General features: G+C 36.1%; 13 protein-coding genes and 2 tRNA genes. 12 read left to right on the top strand and 3 right to left on the bottom strand.

Features of this window, described 5'->3' with window-relative positions:
- Window positions 1-34 precede the first annotated feature (34 nt).
- From ACFIK6_RS06965 to mazG, 8 genes are all read left to right on the top strand, one after another.
- Window positions 35-4,594, top strand: coding sequence for a hypothetical protein (locus ACFIK6_RS06965; RefSeq protein WP_375642356.1), 4,560 nt, complete (start codon window positions 35-37; stop codon window positions 4,592-4,594).
- A gap of 1,039 nt (window positions 4,595-5,633) precedes the next feature.
- On the top strand, window positions 5,634-7,952 hold the full coding sequence (locus ACFIK6_RS06960) for an NADP-dependent malic enzyme (RefSeq protein WP_375642357.1): 2,319 nt from the start codon (window positions 5,634-5,636) through the stop codon (window positions 7,950-7,952).
- 188 nt (window positions 7,953-8,140) lie between these two features.
- A complete protein-coding gene (locus tag ACFIK6_RS06955) occupies window positions 8,141-8,425 on the top strand; it encodes an acyl carrier protein (RefSeq protein WP_375642358.1) in 285 nt (94 codons plus the stop codon).
- Between the two features lie 8 nt (window positions 8,426-8,433).
- Entirely contained in the window at window positions 8,434-9,609 is a 1,176-nt protein-coding gene (locus ACFIK6_RS06950) for a beta-ketoacyl-ACP synthase (RefSeq protein WP_375677496.1), read from the top strand.
- Between the two features lie 15 nt (window positions 9,610-9,624).
- Entirely contained in the window at window positions 9,625-10,899 is a 1,275-nt protein-coding gene (locus tag ACFIK6_RS06945; protein ID WP_375642360.1) for a beta-ketoacyl-ACP synthase, read from the top strand.
- Between the two features lie 58 nt (window positions 10,900-10,957).
- Entirely contained in the window at window positions 10,958-11,986 is a 1,029-nt protein-coding gene (locus ACFIK6_RS06940) for a zinc-binding dehydrogenase (RefSeq protein ID WP_375642361.1), read from the top strand.
- A 5-nt stretch (window positions 11,987-11,991) separates the two neighbouring features.
- Complete coding sequence (locus ACFIK6_RS06935; RefSeq protein ID WP_375642372.1) at window positions 11,992-12,921, top strand: lipid A biosynthesis lauroyl acyltransferase; 930 nt, start codon at window positions 11,992-11,994, stop codon at window positions 12,919-12,921.
- Between the two features lie 32 nt (window positions 12,922-12,953).
- Entirely contained in the window at window positions 12,954-13,769 is an 816-nt protein-coding gene (mazG, locus tag ACFIK6_RS06930) for a nucleoside triphosphate pyrophosphohydrolase (protein ID WP_375642362.1), read from the top strand.
- 68 nt (window positions 13,770-13,837) lie between these two features.
- On the opposite strand, the gene ACFIK6_RS06925 is transcribed toward mazG, so the two are convergent.
- The gene (locus ACFIK6_RS06925; RefSeq protein ID WP_015856470.1) at window positions 13,838-14,203 is read right to left on the bottom strand and encodes an iron-sulfur cluster assembly accessory protein; all 366 of its coding nucleotides are present in this window, start codon (window positions 14,201-14,203) and stop codon (window positions 13,838-13,840) included.
- A 615-nt stretch (window positions 14,204-14,818) separates the two neighbouring features.
- Between ACFIK6_RS06925 and ACFIK6_RS06920 the strand changes: the two genes are divergently transcribed.
- Window positions 14,819-14,895 (top strand) — tRNA-Pro (locus tag ACFIK6_RS06920).
- A gap of 254 nt (window positions 14,896-15,149) precedes the next feature.
- On the opposite strand, the gene ACFIK6_RS06915 is transcribed toward ACFIK6_RS06920, so the two are convergent.
- On the bottom strand, window positions 15,150-15,617 hold the full coding sequence (locus ACFIK6_RS06915) for an Hsp20 family protein (protein WP_375642363.1): 468 nt from the start codon (window positions 15,615-15,617) through the stop codon (window positions 15,150-15,152).
- Between the two features lie 259 nt (window positions 15,618-15,876).
- Between ACFIK6_RS06915 and ACFIK6_RS06910 the strand changes: the two genes are divergently transcribed.
- The 3 genes from ACFIK6_RS06910 to ACFIK6_RS06900 all read left to right on the top strand — a co-directional run bounded on the left by ACFIK6_RS06910 (window position 15,877) and on the right by ACFIK6_RS06900 (window position 18,158).
- On the top strand, window positions 15,877-16,794 hold the full coding sequence (locus ACFIK6_RS06910; protein ID WP_375642364.1) for a serine aminopeptidase domain-containing protein: 918 nt from the start codon (window positions 15,877-15,879) through the stop codon (window positions 16,792-16,794).
- Window positions 16,795-17,622: 828 nt separating this feature from the next.
- Window positions 17,623-17,985, top strand: a complete 363-nt coding sequence (gene cpdR / locus ACFIK6_RS06905) for a cell cycle two-component system response regulator CpdR (protein ID WP_005773448.1) — start codon at window positions 17,623-17,625, stop codon at window positions 17,983-17,985.
- Between the two features lie 98 nt (window positions 17,986-18,083).
- Window positions 18,084-18,158, top strand: a tRNA-Val gene (locus ACFIK6_RS06900).
- A gap of 100 nt (window positions 18,159-18,258) precedes the next feature.
- Here the strand turns inward: ACFIK6_RS06900 and ACFIK6_RS06895 are convergent.
- On the bottom strand, window positions 18,259-19,033 hold a 775-nt coding region (locus tag ACFIK6_RS06895), incomplete at its 5' end, for a DNA adenine methylase (RefSeq protein WP_375677495.1).

Here is a 19,033-nt window from a genome sequence, read left to right as displayed (position 1 = left end):
ATCCCTTTTCCGTCTGTAAGAGTACGAGGCGAGTATGGCACGCAGAACCAAATTGCAAACATTTGAAGTTGAAGTTGAAGAAGCCCTCACAAAAGCTATGAACTTTGATTTCGATCACACAGAATTTGAAACGATATCATCCAATAATTCTGAAAATGTTGTTAATGTCGATGATCTGATTCAAAAAATTGCAATGGCAGAAGAAGAATTTTTTGCTGAAAACGGTACTTCAACTTTTGTTTCTAATATTCATGATGAAGCTGTTGTTGATAAATCCGTTGTTGAACAGCTTTTTGCTCCAAAACCTTCACCTGATATCTCAGGTGGAACTGTTCATAATACATTGTTGCCTACAAAACTTCTTCCTGCAAATGATGATATAACAACCCCTGTAAATTTTGGACCATTCAAGCAGCGTTCTTCCTCTCGAGTCTACTGGTATACAACAGCGCTTAGTGCTTTATGGGCAACGGGAGGCGCTTTTATTGCGCATAAGCTCGCACCTACCGGACTAAGCTCCTTATCCAATATCAGCACTTTTGTCACATCCCCAACAGGACTTGCTGTAGCAGCCGGAACCGCAATTCCTATCCTTATATCTTGGGGCGTTGCTCAATTAACAAAACGTTCAAATGACTTGCACAATATTGCACTTCTTATGACAAATGCTGCACAGCGCCTTAGTGAACCACAACATCTATCTGAAAAACAAGCTATTGCTATAGGGCAAACCATTCGTGAAGAAGTAGCGGCAATGAATGAAGGTATTGAACGTACCCTCGGACGTGCTGTTGAGCTTGAAGCAATCATTCAAGGTGAAGTTCACAATCTAGAACAAGCCTATGCTGAGAATGAATCACGCATTCACACATTAATCAAAGAATTGAGTAATGAACGCATAGCCATTTTGAATCACGCAGATCGCGTACAATCAACAATTAAAGGAACCCAAGAACAACTGAGTGATGAATTTGGTTTGGTTACCTCTAACATTGTAACCAATGTTGAAAAGCTTGCACAAACCCTTTCTCAAACTTTACAAAAACAAGGTGAAGACCTTGTTGAAAAACTTTCCTATGCCGGTGATGGCGTAACAAATCAGCTTGTTGAAAAATTTAACAAAACAACAACACAAATTCAGCAGAAAAACACAGAATTTTTTCATGAATTAGGAAAAAACTTCGATGGTTTTGCAAAACGATTTGATCATAATGAAAAACAAATAGAAAAGACTTTTAATGAAACAGCTGAAAAAGCGGAAGTGCACGTTGCTAAAATTGCAACACATATACAAGCAGTAACAGATCAAACTTTGCACGCTGTCGATGAAAAGTTTAAAGCCTTGGATAAAGCTCTTATTGATCGTAATAATCAATCTCTACAGAATTTTGATGAGAAGATCTTAAAGCTCGACGACCAAGCACATAAACTCTCTTCTAAATTTGATAACGTAACCTCGCAAGCAATTGGAGCCTTTGAACAACGTTTAGCAACTGTTGATCTTTCTCTTAAAGAACATAGTGATTCCATCATTGATTCCTTTATAGAACGCAGTCAGGCTTTAGAGGATAATGCTGAAAAACTTGGTAACTTCTTGGAATCTCATGTCTTGAAAATAAATGAAAACCTCCAAGAAAAAACAGCAGACATTACCCATGCATTTACAAATGGACGTGAAGCTATTCTTTCTGCAATTGATAAAAGTAAAGAAAGTCTCAGAGAAGAAATTCAGTATGTCGACAATGCCATTGTTGATATTATACAAGAACGTTCACAAGATTTTAAAGTACAACTTTCTGATCAACGAGCTCTTATGGCAGATATGCTTGATAACGAGAAGAATAAAATTGCGGATACATTAAGAAATCAAATTGATGTCTTGTCCCAAAATACTTCTCATATTGAAAAAGTTTTGGCTGACAATATTCAAGTCGTTGATAAAAAAGCTGAAAATCATATTACAAACATCATTCAATGCACTGAAAAACTACAAGATGTCATTGTACAAAGCTGCAATACAACTCAAGATGCTTTAGAAGCACAAGCGAGAAATATTGATATCCGTGCCGATGCTCTGCGTGACTCTTTAGCAATTAATAGTTTTTCTCTCAATGAAGTTCTTGCCGATCAAGCACGCACACTTGAGCAACGCATGGAAACAATCCATAACCTCATTGCAAAAAGTGATATACGTGTCGATGTTGCATTGAAACAACAAATAGATTTAGTTGAGAGTGCAATTGTCGCCAATAATAAAAACATTACTGAAACGGTTCAAGATCATATCAAAAGCATTGAAAGCCATGCCGAAATTTTAAAGAATACTCTCTCTCAATCGAGTGGTGTTTTCTTTGAAACCCTTGAAACACGTATGGAATCATTCGATACAGATCTAGAAGATCGTGCACACAAAATTTTTGAACGAACAACAACGCTAGAGGAAACATTATCTGAAAAATTTAGCCAAATCTGTGAAGCCATTGATATGCAAACATCTGTTATTGAGGAACGTTCTGACACGTTAAAAACGTCTCTCATGCTTAATAATGAGCAAAGTCAGATAATTCAACAAGCGCTGGAAAGCAGTGTTGACAATATGCGTGTAACCTTAGAAGACTCTGTTAATACAGTTACAGATAACCTGCATAATAAGATTATAAAAGCTTCTGATATTCTTTCTTCTACGAGTGAACAAATTCTTTCATCTGTTACAAATGTTACTGCACAAGCAGAAAATATTCTCTCAGAATCAGGCAATCGCATTGTATCAAATGTCAAAAAAACTGTTTATGATACCAGTGAAAAAGTTCTGTCAGTTCTGTCTGAACAAACAGCGCATACTGTCGAAGCTTTCGCAACAGCCAGTCATAATGCACACGCATTATTGAACGAAACTATTCATACATCAACAACAGCAATAGAGCAGGTCCTTAATGAACGCTGTGATGTTCTTCATCACTCTATGCAAAATCTTAAAAATAATTTAGGATATCAGCTCTCTGATGTAACAAGCCGTCTGGAAGATGCAGGAAATCAAACAACAACACAAATTTCACAACATGTTGGAAAAATAACAGAGCTTACAAATCACTTAAATCAAGCAGCGCAAAATACGACAGAATCAATAGATTCTTTAACACAGCATATCGGTGAACAACTCTCTCTTTCCACACAAGATGCTGAACAAAGAATTTATGCACATAATGAATCTTTAGTGAATAGCTTAACCAAAGCTAACTCTGAAACACTTCAAACAATAACGGTTATGAAGGAAGAGCTTGTTAATAATGTCTCATCCATCTTAACACAGTTGAATCAATCAATTTACAATTTTCACGAAAATAGCAATGTTTTATTGTCAGCTGTTCAAAATATTGATGGTCAGTTTAATGAGAGTGCGAATAATTTTTTCCGCAACACGGACCAAGTAGCAGAGCGTTTATCAGTCTCAAATCAAGCGCTCAATAATAATGTTGAAATTCTGCAAGGACTTTCAAAGAATACCTTTGAACAAATTAATCATATAACAAGTAGCTTTGGTGAACATGCAAAGACACTTTCCCAAACTATTCACGTTCTTGAACAATCTGAAAATTCACTTAGTGCAACACTTGAAGAAAAACATAATACGCTTTCTGTATTAAGCGATGCTCTTGTTTCAAAATCTCATGAAATTAATCAAATGATTGGGCATTATGAAAAAATCTTTAACTTAGCACTTGAACGCTCTGATAAGAATGCGCGTAACTCCACAAATTCATTCCAACAATCACTTAATAGGCTTGTTAGTGAAGCATCAACGCGTTTTTCAGAAGCAGCAGAAGATATACGTCGTTCCGCTGATGAAGTTCGTTTAGAGCTTTCAAAGATTAATGATGATATCGATGAAAATGTAAAAAAACTTCCAGAAAAGACAAAAGAAACAACGCAAACAATTCGCACAGCTTTGAATGAACAGATTACAGCGTTACAAGATCTAGTCAGTGTTATACAAAATGATCAAAAGAGCGCAAAAAAACAGCTGATATCAGAATTTCCTGCATCATCAATGTTTAATCAAAGAAGTGACAGTTCCACTGAGTCCATTAAAAAAATTGTGCCACCTAAGCCTATTTTGCAACAAGATCAAAGCAAAAAAAGACCAAATAAATGGGTGTCAAATCTCTTAGAAAGGGCTTCACGTGAAGAAACGTTTTATGATGCTCCCCCTAGTGATAATGTTTTAACATCAGTGCAAACAAAACCATCTCCTGCAAACAGCTCTCTTAATTCATTAGCCTCTGGTATAGTGCAAGCTATTAATCATAATGCCATTGTTGAGCTATGGGATCATTATCAACGTGGGCAAAAAAATATCGTAACAGAACGCCTTTATACTTTAAATGGACAAAAAATATTTGAAATGATTAAGAGAAAATATATGAGCGATTTTGAGTTTAAACGTTCAGTGAGTCAATATATTACAGATTTCGAAAAGCTCTTACGTGATATATTGCACAGTTCTGGTTCTTCCAACTCAGTTCGCAAATACCTGATATCAGATACCGGAAAAGTTTATACTATGCTTGCTCATGCAAGTGGTCGAATCCAATAAACAAATAAGAAAGTGGAAAAATATTTTTTCCACTTTTTCTCTCTCTCCAGTTGTTTTAGTGGTTCATCGTAGAGTCCTTTTCTTTCAACTGTAGCTTTGTACTTCAAAGGCTGGAATAATTGGCATGCGGTTTTCTTTGATATCCTAAACAATACCCCTGAAGCATATTTTCTTATCCTTCTCTTAATCCCTTTATTTTTCATAGTTTCATAAAGATACAAAAATAATAATATTATTTATTTTCTAATTCTCAATATTTTTCGTGCTTTTGTGAAATAGTTTATAAGAAACATTTCTGTTTCTTTCTTAGCTTGAAATATATAAGTAAATATTTTTTATTATTATAGGTGGATTTGAAATGAATGAATCGTATTATATTAAAATTTTTTACTCAACATACGAGATAATTCATTATAAATTATAAAGTAACGCATTATACGGAATATATGAACTTTAGGTATAAAACATGCAATTACAGCTGTTTCTGATATACCTTTCGTTTATTAAAACACACATTTGTCAGTATATTAAAAATGTACAGATCGCATTATTAAGAGTTTAATTGAATAATAAACAAAACAACTTTCATTTTTAAAGTTCCAATTTCCTTTTAAATAGCTGCAAAAACAATTTATAAATTGCAAATTGTTATTTAAAATTTCTTCTAGCTCCCTATAGAAATTTAAATAAAGAAAATGAAGTTAATAGACAACACTCTTCTTTTCTTTCCTTATTTTGTAAGCATTGCAAAAAAAATAATGGCTTGGTAATGTAATCATTAGTAATATTTTATTTGTTTGTAGACTAATCAATTTTTACGCGTTTTATTAAGGAAAAGAAAAAACTAATCGTGCTGCTATCAATGAAATTATTCATGCACACAAACAAAAAGAATCATCGAACTGGTTTTACGATCCAGAAAAATTTGCTCATGCTCATGCATTTTGATATTCAGAGAAATGAGGATCTATTAGTGGACAAAACCTTATCGTAGATGGGACATCTCGTATACACATACGCTAACTTGGATATCATAAAAATGTCTAGAAAACGAAATAGTGATTTCAGTTCACCAAAAGCTGAACTTGACAGTGCCGCACTTTTTTATCACCAACACCCAAAACCTGGAAAATTGGAAATACAAGCAACAAAACCTCTTGATAATCAACGTGATTTGGCTCTTGCTTATTCTCCAGGCGTTGCAGCACCATGTCTTGCGATTCATGAAGATCCCACTCTTGCTGCCCAATATACCTCCCGTGCTAATTTAGTCGCTGTTATATCCAATGGAACTGCTGTTCTTGGTTTAGGAAACATTGGTCCACTCGCTTCAAAGCCAGTTATGGAAGGCAAAGCCGTTTTATTTAAAAAATTTGCAAATATTGATGTTTTTGATATTGAAATTGATGCTTCCGATATAGAACAAATGGTGCAAACAATATCGACCTTAGAACCTACATTTGGTGGTATTAATCTTGAAGACATTAAGGCTCCTGAATGTTTTGACGTCGAAGAAAAGCTTCGTGCTAAAATGAATATTCCAGTTTTTCATGATGACCAACATGGAACTGCCATTATTGTTTCTGCGGCTGTATTAAACGCCTTAAATCTTTCAGGAAAAAAAATTGAAAATGCAAAAATAGTTACCTCAGGTGCAGGTGCTGCTGCCCTAGCTTGTCTTAATCTTTTGGTTCGTCTTGGGGCGAAAGTTGAAAATATTTGGCTTAGTGACTTAGAGGGTGTTGTTTATGAAGGTCGCAAGACCCTTATGGATCGTTGGAAAATCAATTACGCACAAAAAACGGACGCACGAACTTTATCTGATATTATTGATGATGCGGATATTTTTCTAGGTCTATCTGCGGGTGGTGTTTTAAAGCCTGAATATCTTAAAAGAATGGCTCAAAATCCACTCATTTTAGCGCTAGCTAATCCAGTACCAGAAATTATGCCTGAAGAAGCACGCTCTATACGGCCAGATGCAATGATCTGCACAGGACGCTCTGATTATCCCAATCAAGTTAATAATGTCCTTTGTTTTCCCTATATCTTCCGTGGTGCATTAGACGTAGGTGCTCGTGCAATTAATGAAGAAATGAAAATGGCCGCTGTTCATGCTATTGCTGCCCTTGCACGTGAAGAAACTTCAGATGTTGTAGCACGTGCATACTCAAAAGAACCACCCAATTTTGGACCAGACTATCTGATCCCCTCTCCTTTTGATCCGCGTTTAATACTGCGTATTGCTCCCGCTGTCGCTAAAGCAGCAATGGCAACTGGTGTCGCCATTCGTCCCATTGAAGATATGGAAGCCTACTATGATATCCTCAATCGATTTGTCTTTCTTTCTGGTTTAACAATGAAACCTGTTTTTGCTGCAGCAAAAACAGCAAAACGTAAACGCGTCATCTATGCCAATGGTGAAGATGAACGCGTCCTTCGTGCAGCACAAGTTGTCATTGAAGAACAAACAGCAACGCCTCTCCTTATCGGCCGTCCTCATGTCGTGGAAGCGAGATTAAAACGCTTTGGTTTAAGAATTCGTCCTGGTATAGATTTTGAATTAACAAACCCTGAAGATGATCCACGTTTTCGTGATTATGTTAATTTATTTTTTCATTATACAGGAAGGCGTGGTGTTACGCCTGAAATGGCAAAAACCGTAGTGAGAACATCAACAACGGCTATTGCTGCCCTTGCCGTCATGCGTGAAGAAGCAGATGCAATGATTTGCGGCTTAGAAGGACGTTTTGAACGTCAACTTGAATTGATTGAACAAATTATCGGTCTTGATCCTAAAGTTCACCGTTTTTCTGCTATGAGTTTGCTTATCTCTCAACAACGTACTCTTTTCCTCACAGATACTTACGTTAATGAAAATCCTTCTGCAGAAGAAATCGCTGAAATGACTGTGTTGGCAGCTCAAGAAGTTGAAGCATTTGGAATAACACCAAAAGCAGCCTTATTATCACACTCAAACTTTGGTTCTAAAAACACGGAAAGTGCGCGTAAAATGCGACGTGCAACAGAAATTCTTGCCAAATTACACCCTGATTTAGAAGCAGATGGCGAAATGCATGGTGATGCTGCCCTTTCCAAAGTTTTTCGTGATCGTGTTTTTCCTGATTCTCGTCTTAAAAGTGAAGCTAATTTGCTTGTCTTTCCAACACTTGATGCAGCCAATATCACGCTCAACACTGTTAAAAGCCTCACAAATGCACTCCATGTTGGTCCTATTTTAATCGGGGCAGCACGTCCCGCCCATATCTTAACGCCTTCAGTAACTTCACGGGGAGTTGTTAATATAACAGCCCTTGCTGTCCTTGCGGCCAATAGAAAAAATAGTCTCGTAAAATAAATGTGCAATAAAATTTCAAAGTTTTTTTAATATTGAGATATAGTATTTCATGTATTGTAAACCTCTTTTCTCTATAGAAAAGACAGCTATATTCTGGATTAAGTCTTTTTTTTAAAGAGAAAAAAGGCTAGAAGAGCAATATTAAATGTATTTTGAATTTACTAACTCTATAATAAGGAACCCTTACATTGCCTTCCACGTTTGATAAAGTTGCTGATATCATTGCAGAAATCAGTGAAATTGATCGCAATACAATTACACCTGAAAGTCATACAATTGACGATCTAGGAATTGACAGTCTTGATTTTCTTGATATTGTTTTTGCTATTGATAAAGCTTTCGGAATAAAAGTCCCTCTAGAACAATGGACACAAGAAGTCAACGAAGGTACCGTTGCAACAGAAGAATATTTTGTTCTTAAAAACCTTTGTGCAAAAATTGATGATCTCGTTGCCTTAAAACAGGCAGGTTAATTTTCATCATGCATAATCAATCCGTATTCATCACTGGTATAGGCCTCATAAGCTCTCTGGGGGAAGGAACTGATCTACATTGGAATCTCTTAAATAATCCAATCCGTACACCAAATCTAGATTGTACAACGTTTTCACCCTACACGGTTCATAAATTGCCTGAAATTGATTGGAATTTACAAATTCCTAAAAAAAGCGATCAACGGCAAATGGGAACATGGCAGCGTCTTGGTACCTATGCGGCTGGTCTTGCTCTTGATGATGCCGGCATGAAAAATAATGAACAACTCACTTCAACAATGGATATGATCGTAGCAGCAAGTGGAGGAGAGCGTGATATTACTGTTGATACACAGATTCTTTCTAAAGCGCGCACAGTTGCCGATCATGCCTCTATGTTAAATGTTGCTCTTTCAACTGAACTTCGTCCAACATTATTTTTGGCACAACTTTCAAACCTTTTAGCAGGAAACATTTCAATTGTTCATAAAGTCACTGGATCATCTCGTACATTTATGGGAGAAGAAGGCTGTGGGCTTTCTGCACTTCAAATTGCTGTAGCTCGTATTCAATCAGGTCAAAGTACCCATGCTCTTGTAGGAGGTTCCTATAATGCACAAAGTTATGACATGTTGTTGGCGCATGAGCTTGCTGGTCTTTTAACCCATAATGGATGGAGCCCAGTGTGGGATCGTGAAATCCACCCTGGCGGCGGTATCATAGCCGGTTCTGGTGGTATCTTCCTAGTTCTTGAAAGTGGAGAACATGCAAAAAAACGCAACGCACGTGCTTATGCTGAAATTAGCCAAATTATTACAGACCAAACAGATAGAACCAAAATTCCGCTTAGAGAGTCAATTGCAACAATGTTAAAAACTGCGGGCGCTAAATCTGCCTTAGCCATCTCAGCAGCCTCAGGAGCTCACGAAGCAACAAAGGCAGAGAAAAATGCTCTTGACAATGCTGATCTATCTTACCGTGGCATTACAACATTATTTGGTTATATGCGGGAAGCACAATTTCCTCTAGCTCTAGCTCTTGCAGCACTTTCAATTGAAAAAAAACACAGTTTTCCAGCATTAAGTCCTCATGAAAAACCTTTTTCTAAAGAAGTACGTGAAATATTTGTTACAACTATCGGTATAAAAAGAGCTGAAGGTATTGTGCGTCTTACAGTTATTTGAAGGGGAATTTCTATAGTGAAATATCATGATCATTTTGGACGTCCACTTGTAGCAATAACTGGAGCAGGCATTGTCACATCACTGGGACAAGGGAAACATGAAAATTGGCAAAAATTAACAAGCGGTGTAAGCGGTATCCACAAAATAACACGTTTTCCCGTTGAGGGATTAAATACATATATTGCTGGAACAATTGATTTTCTCAAAGAAAGTACACTTGGTGCTTCAGCTCTCTCTGAGAAGCTTGCACATCTTTCTGCTGAAGAAGCTTTGGAACAAGCTGCTATTGATAAAAAAAATTTTAATGGACCACTCTTTCTCGCTGCTCCTCCTGTTGAACTTGAATGGACCGCACGTTTTAGTCTTGATCAAGAGCAAGAATTCAATAATGAACCTTCTTATGCACATCTTCTTAAAGTCTGTAAGGATAAACTCCATGAAAAGCTTTTTGAAACCACACAATTTGGTGCAATTGCAGAAAAACTTCAAAAAAGATTTGGCACAAAAGGACTTCCTGTTACACTTTCCACTGCTTGTGCATCTGGGGCAACAGCAATTCAATTAGGTGTTGAGTCTATTAGACGGGGAGAGACAAATCGAGCTCTCATAATTGCGACAGATGGATCAGTTTCAGCAGAATCTCTCATCCGTTTTTCGTTACTATCTGCTCTTTCAATCCAAAATGATCCTGCTGAAAAAGCAGCAAAACCCTTTAGCCGTGATCGGGATGGATTTGTTATGGCAGAAGGCTCAGGTGCTTTTGTTCTTGAATCTCTTCAAAGCGCATTAAACCGTAATGCTACAGTTTTAGGAATTTTAGCTGGCTGTGGAGAAACCGCCGATGATTTTCACCGTACACGTTCAAAACCCGATGCATCACCAGCAATTGAATCCGTTCGCAAAGCTTTAAATGATGCAAAAATAACCATCAATGAAATTGATTATATTAATGCACATGGAACTTCGACACCTGAAAATGAGAAAATGGAATATCTTGCATTATCAACAGTATTCGGTGATCTTTTAGAGCATATTCCAGTCTCTTCTAATAAATCAATGATTGGGCATACATTAACTGCTGCTGGTGCAATAGAAGCGGTTTTTTCGCTTTTAACCATTCAATCGGGGATACTTCCACCTACAATAAATTATGATAATCCTGACCCTGCTATCCCTTTAGATGTTGTTCCTCATCATAGCCGTAAAGCCTGTGTCAATGCGGTTTTGTCAAACTCATTTGGATTTGGTGGTCAAAATATGAGTCTTGTTATCACTGCATATAAAGGATAATCCTTTAATAATAAAATTTTATAACGCTAACCTAATAATATATTTAAGGGGGATGATAATGCGTGCACTGCAACTCTTCGATGATCGTCGGCTTGAAATCACCAATATTTCCCCGCCATCTTCACCTAGTATAGGTGAAGTAACTGTGCGGATAAAAGCCGTTGCTCTTAATCATATTGATGTATGGGGATGGCGTGGCATGGCTTTTGCGAAAAGAAAAATGCCACTCATCATTGGTGCAGAAGCCTCTGGTGAGGTTATACAAATAGGAGATGGCGTTGAACATCTCCAACTTGGACAGATTGTCTCAATTTATGGTGCAAAAACTTGCGGAATATGCCAAGCTTGTCATGAAGGGCGGGATAATCTTTGCAGTCATGTAAAGGGAGTCTACGGTTTTCACCTTGATGGATTTGCGTGTGAGCTTGTCAATTTGCCAGCACGTTTATTAGTTCCATCACCTCCCCAATGTGATGAATTGCAGGCAGCAGTTGCTCCAATTACTTTTGGTACCGTAGAACACATGCTTTTCGATAACGCAAAACTACAAGCAGGAGAAACAATCCTGATACAGGCTGGTGGTTCAGGTATTGGCTCTGCAGCCATTCAACTTGCAAAACACATAGGCTGTACAGTTATCACAACTGTAGGTTCAGATGAAAAGATTGCAAAAGCACACTCTCTTGGAGCAGATCATGTAATTAATTATCGTAAAGACCGTTTTGAAGGTGTGGTGCGTAAATTAACCCAAAAAAAAGGTGTTGACGTTGTTTTTGAGCATGTTGGTGTAGATACATGGAACGGTTCTCTGTTATGTATGAAAAAAGGAGCACGCTTAGTGACTTGCGGTTCTACCTCTGGTGTTTCAGCACCAATCAATCTCATGCAATTATTCCAACAACAACTTAAGATATTCGGTTCATTTGGCTGCCGTATGGAAAATATGAAAAACGCCATGCAAAAAATGGCAGAAAAAACTGTACACCCTGTCATTGATACAATTGTTGAGCTTGATGAAATTGATACAGCTTTAAAACGAATGGAGAGCCGTGATGTTTTTGGTAAAATTATCCTTAAAATCGATTAATCATGATGAAGCTTTCTCTTAAAAATCTCATATATCGTATTAAAATTATAGCTAAAAAAATATCCTACTTGTTATGGGCATATCTGCTCTTTGGTTCTTTATTTATTCTAAAATGCTTTCCTGCCAAAATGGGAATTTCTTTTTTTGCTTGGTTAGCAAAAAAAATTGGTCCCCTTGTACATCGTCATCAAATCACACTTGCAAACCTTAGGAGTGCATATCCAGAAAAAACAGAGCAAGAACTCCATGCGATTGCAATAGAAATGTGGGAAAATATAGGACGTTTCCTAGCCGAATATATTTTTCTTGATAAAATTTTTGATTTTGATCCTCATACGAACGAACCAGGTTTCATTGAGGTTAAAGGCGTTGAAATATTTGAGCGATTAAAAAATGAAAAAAAACCACATATTTTTTTCACTGCACATACTGGAAATTTCGAACTTCTGCCTATTTGTGCACAAAGTTTTGATCTTAATGTTACGGTATTATTTAGACCACCTAATAATCCCTATGTTGCCAAACGAATCCTTAAAGCACGACAAACTTCTATGGGACATCTTGTTCCCTCCAAGGCCGGTGCAGCATGGGCATTAGCAGCCAAATTAGAAGAAGGTGAAAATGTTGGTATGCTCGTTGATCAAAAATTTCGCCGCGGAATCATGGGAACATTTTTTAACAGACCCCTTAAAACAAATCCCTTAATTATAAAACTTGCTCGACAATATGATTGTGATATTTATCCAACACGTTGTATTCGTTTGCCTAATGGACGTCATCGTTTAGAGTTATATGAGCATGTAGAACTTCCACGTGATGAAAAAAACGATATCGATATAGCTGCTTCTACGCAAAAGTTAAATGGTATTGTTGAATCTTGGGTCCGTGAATATCCTGGACAATGGATGTGGTTACATAGACGTTGGGACATCTAACATAAGCTCTATTGCTTATAAAGGAAGTGCAAATGTTAGCCTCAAAAAATATCAAAGATCTCACTGCAATTATCACTGCATTACGGAATGCTGATAGTGGCTGTATCTGGCATAAAAAACAAACTTTTGAATCCCTCATACCCTATATGCTCGAAGAAGTTTACGAAGTCATCGATGCCATTGAACGAAAAAACCGAAAGGATCTCTGTGAAGAACTTGGGGATCTTCTTTTACAAGTTATCTATCATACTATCCTTGCACAAGAAGAAGGCAGCTTTACTTTTGAAGATGTTGTTTATGCAATCACGGCAAAAATGATTCGACGCCATCCTCACGTTTTTGGAAATGCCGAGCAAAAAAAACGCGGATTTATAAAAGAGGAGTGGGAATATATAAAAAAAAGAGAACAGGCTGAACAAAAAAAATTGCACGAAGAAAAAAACACCAATTCCTCCACAAGCATACTCGCACAAGTAAAACAAATCCAGCCAGCAAACCAAGAGGCACTTGCTTTACAAGAAGCAGCAGCTAGAGTAGGTTTTGATTGGCAAAAAAGTGATAAAGTTTTTGAAAAAATAGAAGAAGAACTTGAAGAGCTCAAAGAAGCCATCAAAAATAAACAAAATTCAGAAATAGAAGCAGAGTTTGGAGATCTCTACTTTATTCTCCTTAATCTCGCACGCCACTTAGCGATTGATTCACAAAAAGCATTAAAAAAAACGAATATAAAATTTCGAAATCGTTTCGCCTATATTGAAGAAATGCTATCCACTCAATCTAAAACACTCACTGATGCATCCTTGAATGAAATGGAAGCACTTTGGAAACAAGCTAAAAATGAACGATAAAAAATAGTAGATTTCTTCCCTAAAAGAAAAATTTCCCCTAAAATTACTGAATTATAATTTAGCTCAGCTTAATTTGTTTTATATTGATCCTGCGTAGCAGGACGAAGTTCCACCGATTCGCCACACCCACATGCTGAAACTTGATTAGGATTTTTAAAGACAAAACCAGAACGAAGCGTTGTCACTTCATAATCCATCTGCGTCCCTAATAAAAATAATACCGCATCATGTGCTACAAAAACACGGGCACCATTCACTTCAACAACATCCGCATCTATCCCCTTTTCTTTGACAAGAGTAATTGTATACTCCATCCCTGCACAACCACCTTTTTTGATTCCAACAAGAATACCCTGTGCATCTTTTGCATCCATAATCGCTTTAACACGATCCACTGCTGCTTCCGTCAAATTTATTACCGAAAAACGGCTCATCGTTTACTCTTTTCTTAGTTCAATAGAAACTTTGAAAGTTTTTCCTCTACAATATTCTATCTGGTATTTTAGAAAAAAAACAACAAAACATTAATTAATGCATTCTGATCTTGTTTATTTGGATAAAAACGCATACCCATAAAATGAGATTTGTGATTATACAATCCAGAACTTACAATTTTTTGTCCACATAAAATGCAAAATGCCTCGTCTATAAAAACTCAAAGGAAAATGTTTCAATGTCATACATTCACTCCTCTCCTTTTGAAAATCTTTATCTTTTTAGAAAAGTAACGATTAAATAAGGAAAAAATATACCTCCCGCATTCATTTGCTCCCCTCCTTCTCCAATTCATACCCCTAAAGCCACCAATCTTACCCCTTCAAAATCTGCAAAAGTAGTTAAATGCATACATCTATTAAATATAGAGCTAAAAGTTTAATGATCACAAAGAATTTTATAGATTCATTACGTATCTTGAACTGACAACAAAATATTGATGTCCCAAATTTTTACTTTCAAAAACTCTAAGTGCAAAAGCATTTTAGATTTTATTCTGTTTATTTTTTCTCTTGCCTTTAAAGAAACAGTCATTTAATCGTTTTACACGAACTCGGAGCGTAGCGCAGCTTGGTAGCGCACTTGACTGGGGGTCAAGGGGTCGTGGGTTCAAATCCCGCCGCTCCGACCATTTTTTAAATTCTATAAAATAAAAAATAAGCTTACTTAAAAAATGAATTATTATGCATTTCAATTGCACATACATGATTTTTTTCTTCAACGTAGAATAATATGCAATAACATTTTATCATAAATTCGAGATAAGCTGTTTCATTAAAATAAGATTCGTTCTTAGGAACACACGAAACGCGAGACCTTTTGTCTCGCGTTTTTTATTCTTCAGAAAAATTTATAATTATTCGGTCTTATATTTTCTAAATTTTCCTACACGATAATTTCGCTGTTATCATTTTTTGTAATGGCTGGTGACATCTGTACGGTTATCTTTTTAGGTTTTAATTCCGCTGGCATTTCCCGTTTAAGCTGAATATGAAGAAGCCCATCTCCAAGTTCTGCTCCAATAACCTTAACATGATCAGCCAAATGAAAACGCCGTTCAAAAGCACGCGAAGCAATGCCTCGATAAAGGAATTCTCGCTCTTTATCATCATTTTTAGTCTTTCTATCTCCCTTAACGATCAGCTGGTTACAATGCGTTTCAATATCAATTTCATCTTGGGAAAAACCAGCAACCGCCATAGAAATTCTATAAGAATCTTCAGTTAAACGCTCGATATTATAAGGGGGATAAGAAGAAACTTCATCTGGTTGTGTTCTAGAATCAAACCAGTTAAAAAGATGATCAAAACCTACTGTGGAACGATAAAATGGTGAAAAATCTACTTGACGCATAATATTGCCCTCCTCTAGAGCGACTATAACTTAATAATTAATTCACAAAGTTCCCAAATGGCAAACTTGCTTGTGAACCTGCGGTCCCATCATGGCAACCACACCATATTATCTGGTAATCGCTTTTCTTTATTTCAACTCTTTTGGACCTAAATTGATAAAAACTATCTAAAAAGAAATATACCCCTTTTTAAATCTTTTTTCTTCATTACATAAATCTCAAAGCACTAAGCAGCAAATACACTGTAAAGGATTTCAATTGGAAACACCTCTTTATCCCATAGACTGGGGTTCCACTCCTCCTAATATCCATCATGGTACTCTTAAAATAGCAATAGATCACGAAATTCGTTTTGGGATAACATATCCTGAGGTGGAAAAATCTAAAGGAACAATTGTTATTCTCAAAAGCTACGCAAATGCTTTAGAAAAATATTTTTTATTAATAAATGAAATTTCTAAACGCGGTTTTCATACAGCAATATTTGACTGGTTTGATCAAGAAAAAAAATCCTTCAAGATAAGAAAAAAAATCCGACATCACTGTTTTGATATAAATAATGATCTTAATGACTTATATAAATTTCTTAAAAATATTGTTTATCCTAATTGTCCGCCTCCTTACTCTATGCTCACCTATGGCATAGGTGGATTGATAGCACTTAGCGGATTAGATCTTATTAATCATCAGTTTAGTAGATTACTCTGTGTTTCTCCGCTTTTCGCTCCATTCGGCAATAAAACGAATGGTTTTCAACATAAATTAACACAATTTCTTTCTGATATAGGTCTTGGCTTTATACCAGCGAAAGATGGGAAAAAATTAAACAAAACAAAACAAAAAAATATACAATTGGAACACATGCATAAAGTGCCAATCTCTTCCATTAAGCCCCCAACATCGCAATGGATGGCATCGGTATTTAATGCGATTGATTCTATGAAGAGAAATGTACTTCACGGAGATTTACGAATCCCAACACTCTTTATTCTTGCCAATCAAAACAATATTGCAAACAACATTGAAGTACGGCAATTATGCCAACACACACGTCTGACAGAAAGTATTACTATTAAAGGTGCTGAACTGGATACAATTATGGTTAATGAAGATTATAAAAAGCAATTTTGGGCAGCATTTGATGCATTTATTCCCAGTAATGTATCTATAAAATAAAACTAAACCTTAATTTCCGCTCCGCCCCATCAAAAAAGTAAATTTCTACGAACATTGGGTCTACAAATACTTTTTAATATAACGGATTTTACTTTCCAACCACTCATATGATTCGTTTTCTAGCCTCTACAGGCTAGCTATGACCTAAATATTCACCACGCATTTTAATAAAAAAACTAATATACAAAGTATATCATTACATTAAACAATATTAATTTACATCATAAAAAATATTTTATATAATTAATAAAAGTAATAAATATATATTAATATAACATGGTACATATCTATAAGTAAATCATCAAAATACTATTTTTGATATATTACTAATGGCTAATTTAATATTATATCTATAAAAATAATAGTTTTCTTATATTTAAGAAAAAACTGAAAATAAAGCGCATTTATAATAATCATTACAAATCTCTATAAAAACAAATAGCTATAAAAATTCTATTTCTTAGGAGAACTTTTTAAAAACAATAAATTAACACAATATTCTTCTAATTGCTCAATATAAGAAATCCCTACAATAACGGTTTTCATAAGTTTTTTAATGGAATTCTGATAACAATCAGCAAATTTAAAAGAAAAGATAGCAATGAATCATTTTAAAAGTTTTAGAGAACCCCTTCTTTTTCAAAATCACATATATTTCGAATTTAACCAACTCACAACGATTATGCTGTATTCTGAATAAGAATGTAAGAATTAACCATTTTGCCATTCATTTCAATTATGAGCGTTTTACCATCTTTTTTATAAATACTCTATATTGTATAATTGATGCGGCAAAACTCTGACAAATGGAGCCATTGGAACATAATCATGAAACGAATCCTGCTCGCAGAAGATGATAACGATATGCGTCGCTTTCTCGTAAAAGCCCTAGAACGTGCAGGCTACGAAGTCGCCGATTTCGATAATGGTATTAGCGCCTATGAACGTTTACAAGAAGAGCCATTTTCCCTTCTCCTGACTGATATTGTGATGCCAGAGATGGATGGTATCGAACTCGCACGACGTGCTACTGAGATTGACCCTGATTTACGAGTAATGTTCATTACAGGTTTTGCAGCGGTAGCACTCAATTCAAATAGCGATGCCCCTCCTGATGCAAAGGTTCTCTCTAAGCCATTTCACTTACGTGAACTCGTCAATGAGGTTGAAAAGATCCTTATCGCTGCTTAAAAAGTATTTTTTTAAAGTTATTTTCATCTGTTGAAAGAGAAAATGAAATTAGGCATTGACGTTTGGTATTCTATATGGTGTATGCAACATCAATAAATGGGCGTGTAGCTCAGCGGGAGAGCACTACGTTGACATCGTAGGGGTCACAGGTTCAATCCCTGTCACGCCCACCATATAGCTTGATATTGCTATTAAGTTATTGATACTTCATATATTTTTAAAGTGAGGGATACGTAAATAAAAGTGAGGGAATAGGATTTTGCAACCGTCTCTCTAATTATTGCGAATCAAGAGTTCTTTTCGGGGTGTTTTTTTAGCTGTACCTGCTGTCCAAAGGGTCTCTAATTCTAAAAAGTCAAAATCCCTAAAAATCTCTCGAACCGCATCACAATCATTCAGACTCAAGACAAATTTACCTTGGATCCCTTTGAGAACTTTTGCCATGTTCACAAAATCATCTCCAACAAAATTCCCAGAGCTGTAACACTTCTTCTTCACAAGATAAGGCGGGTCTAAATAAAATAAACTGTCGGGTGCATCAAAAAGCTCAATAACCCGATCCCACGACAAATTTAAGATTGTCGTATCAAGAAGCTTCTGTCTAACACGCCGCATCCTTGATAACAGCTTATCGGGATTAAATAATGTAGGCTTTTTCCTTCCAAAGCCAAAAGAGACATAATCTTTTTTCCCATACATCACACAACGTTGGAGAAACAAAAAACGTGCGGCTCTTTCAACTTTGGAGAGGCTCTCTGGTTCAATAGCCGCAAGTTCAAAAAACAACTGTCTTGAACAAACAAACCATTCTAGTCGTTTGGCTAAATCATCAAAGTCATTTTGAACACATTGAAACAGATTCGTGATCTCTCCATTCAAATCATTAATCACGGAATATTTTGCTGGTCTTTTATTGAGGAAAATAACACCAGAGCCTAAAAATGGTTCAACATAGGTTTCATGGTCAATGCTATTTAAAATCGGTATAATTTTCTTACGTAGATAGTGTTTACCACCCATCCACGCAAACAATGTTTGTGTAAATTCT

It is taken from the genome of Bartonella sp. AS69XJJH (assembly GCF_042195585.1).
Classification (GTDB): domain Bacteria; phylum Pseudomonadota; class Alphaproteobacteria; order Rhizobiales; family Rhizobiaceae; genus Bartonella.
Note: the sequence above shows the minus strand (reverse complement) of the source record. Positions and strands in the feature narration are given on the sequence as shown.

Bases quoted from the DNA above. Each gene is read 5' to 3' on its own strand.
- ACFIK6_RS06965 (WP_375642356.1), top strand. From the start codon at position 35: ATGGCACGCAGAACCAAATTGCAAACATTTGAAGTTGAAGTTGAAGAA.
- ACFIK6_RS06960 (WP_375642357.1), top strand. From the start codon at position 5,634: ATGTCTAGAAAACGAAATAGTGATTTCAGTTCACCAAAAGCTGAACTT.
- ACFIK6_RS06950 (WP_375677496.1), top strand. From the start codon at position 8,434: ATGCATAATCAATCCGTATTCATCACTGGTATAGGCCTCATAAGCTCT.
- ACFIK6_RS06940 (WP_375642361.1), top strand. From the start codon at position 10,958: ATGCGTGCACTGCAACTCTTCGATGATCGTCGGCTTGAAATCACCAAT.
- ACFIK6_RS06935 (WP_375642372.1), top strand. From the start codon at position 11,992: ATGAAGCTTTCTCTTAAAAATCTCATATATCGTATTAAAATTATAGCT.
- mazG (WP_375642362.1), top strand. From the start codon at position 12,954: ATGTTAGCCTCAAAAAATATCAAAGATCTCACTGCAATTATCACTGCA.
- ACFIK6_RS06925 (WP_015856470.1), bottom strand. From the start codon at position 14,203: ATGAGCCGTTTTTCGGTAATAAATTTGACGGAAGCAGCAGTGGATCGT.
- ACFIK6_RS06915 (WP_375642363.1), bottom strand. From the start codon at position 15,617: ATGCGTCAAGTAGATTTTTCACCATTTTATCGTTCCACAGTAGGTTTT.
- cpdR (WP_005773448.1), top strand. From the start codon at position 17,623: ATGAAACGAATCCTGCTCGCAGAAGATGATAACGATATGCGTCGCTTT.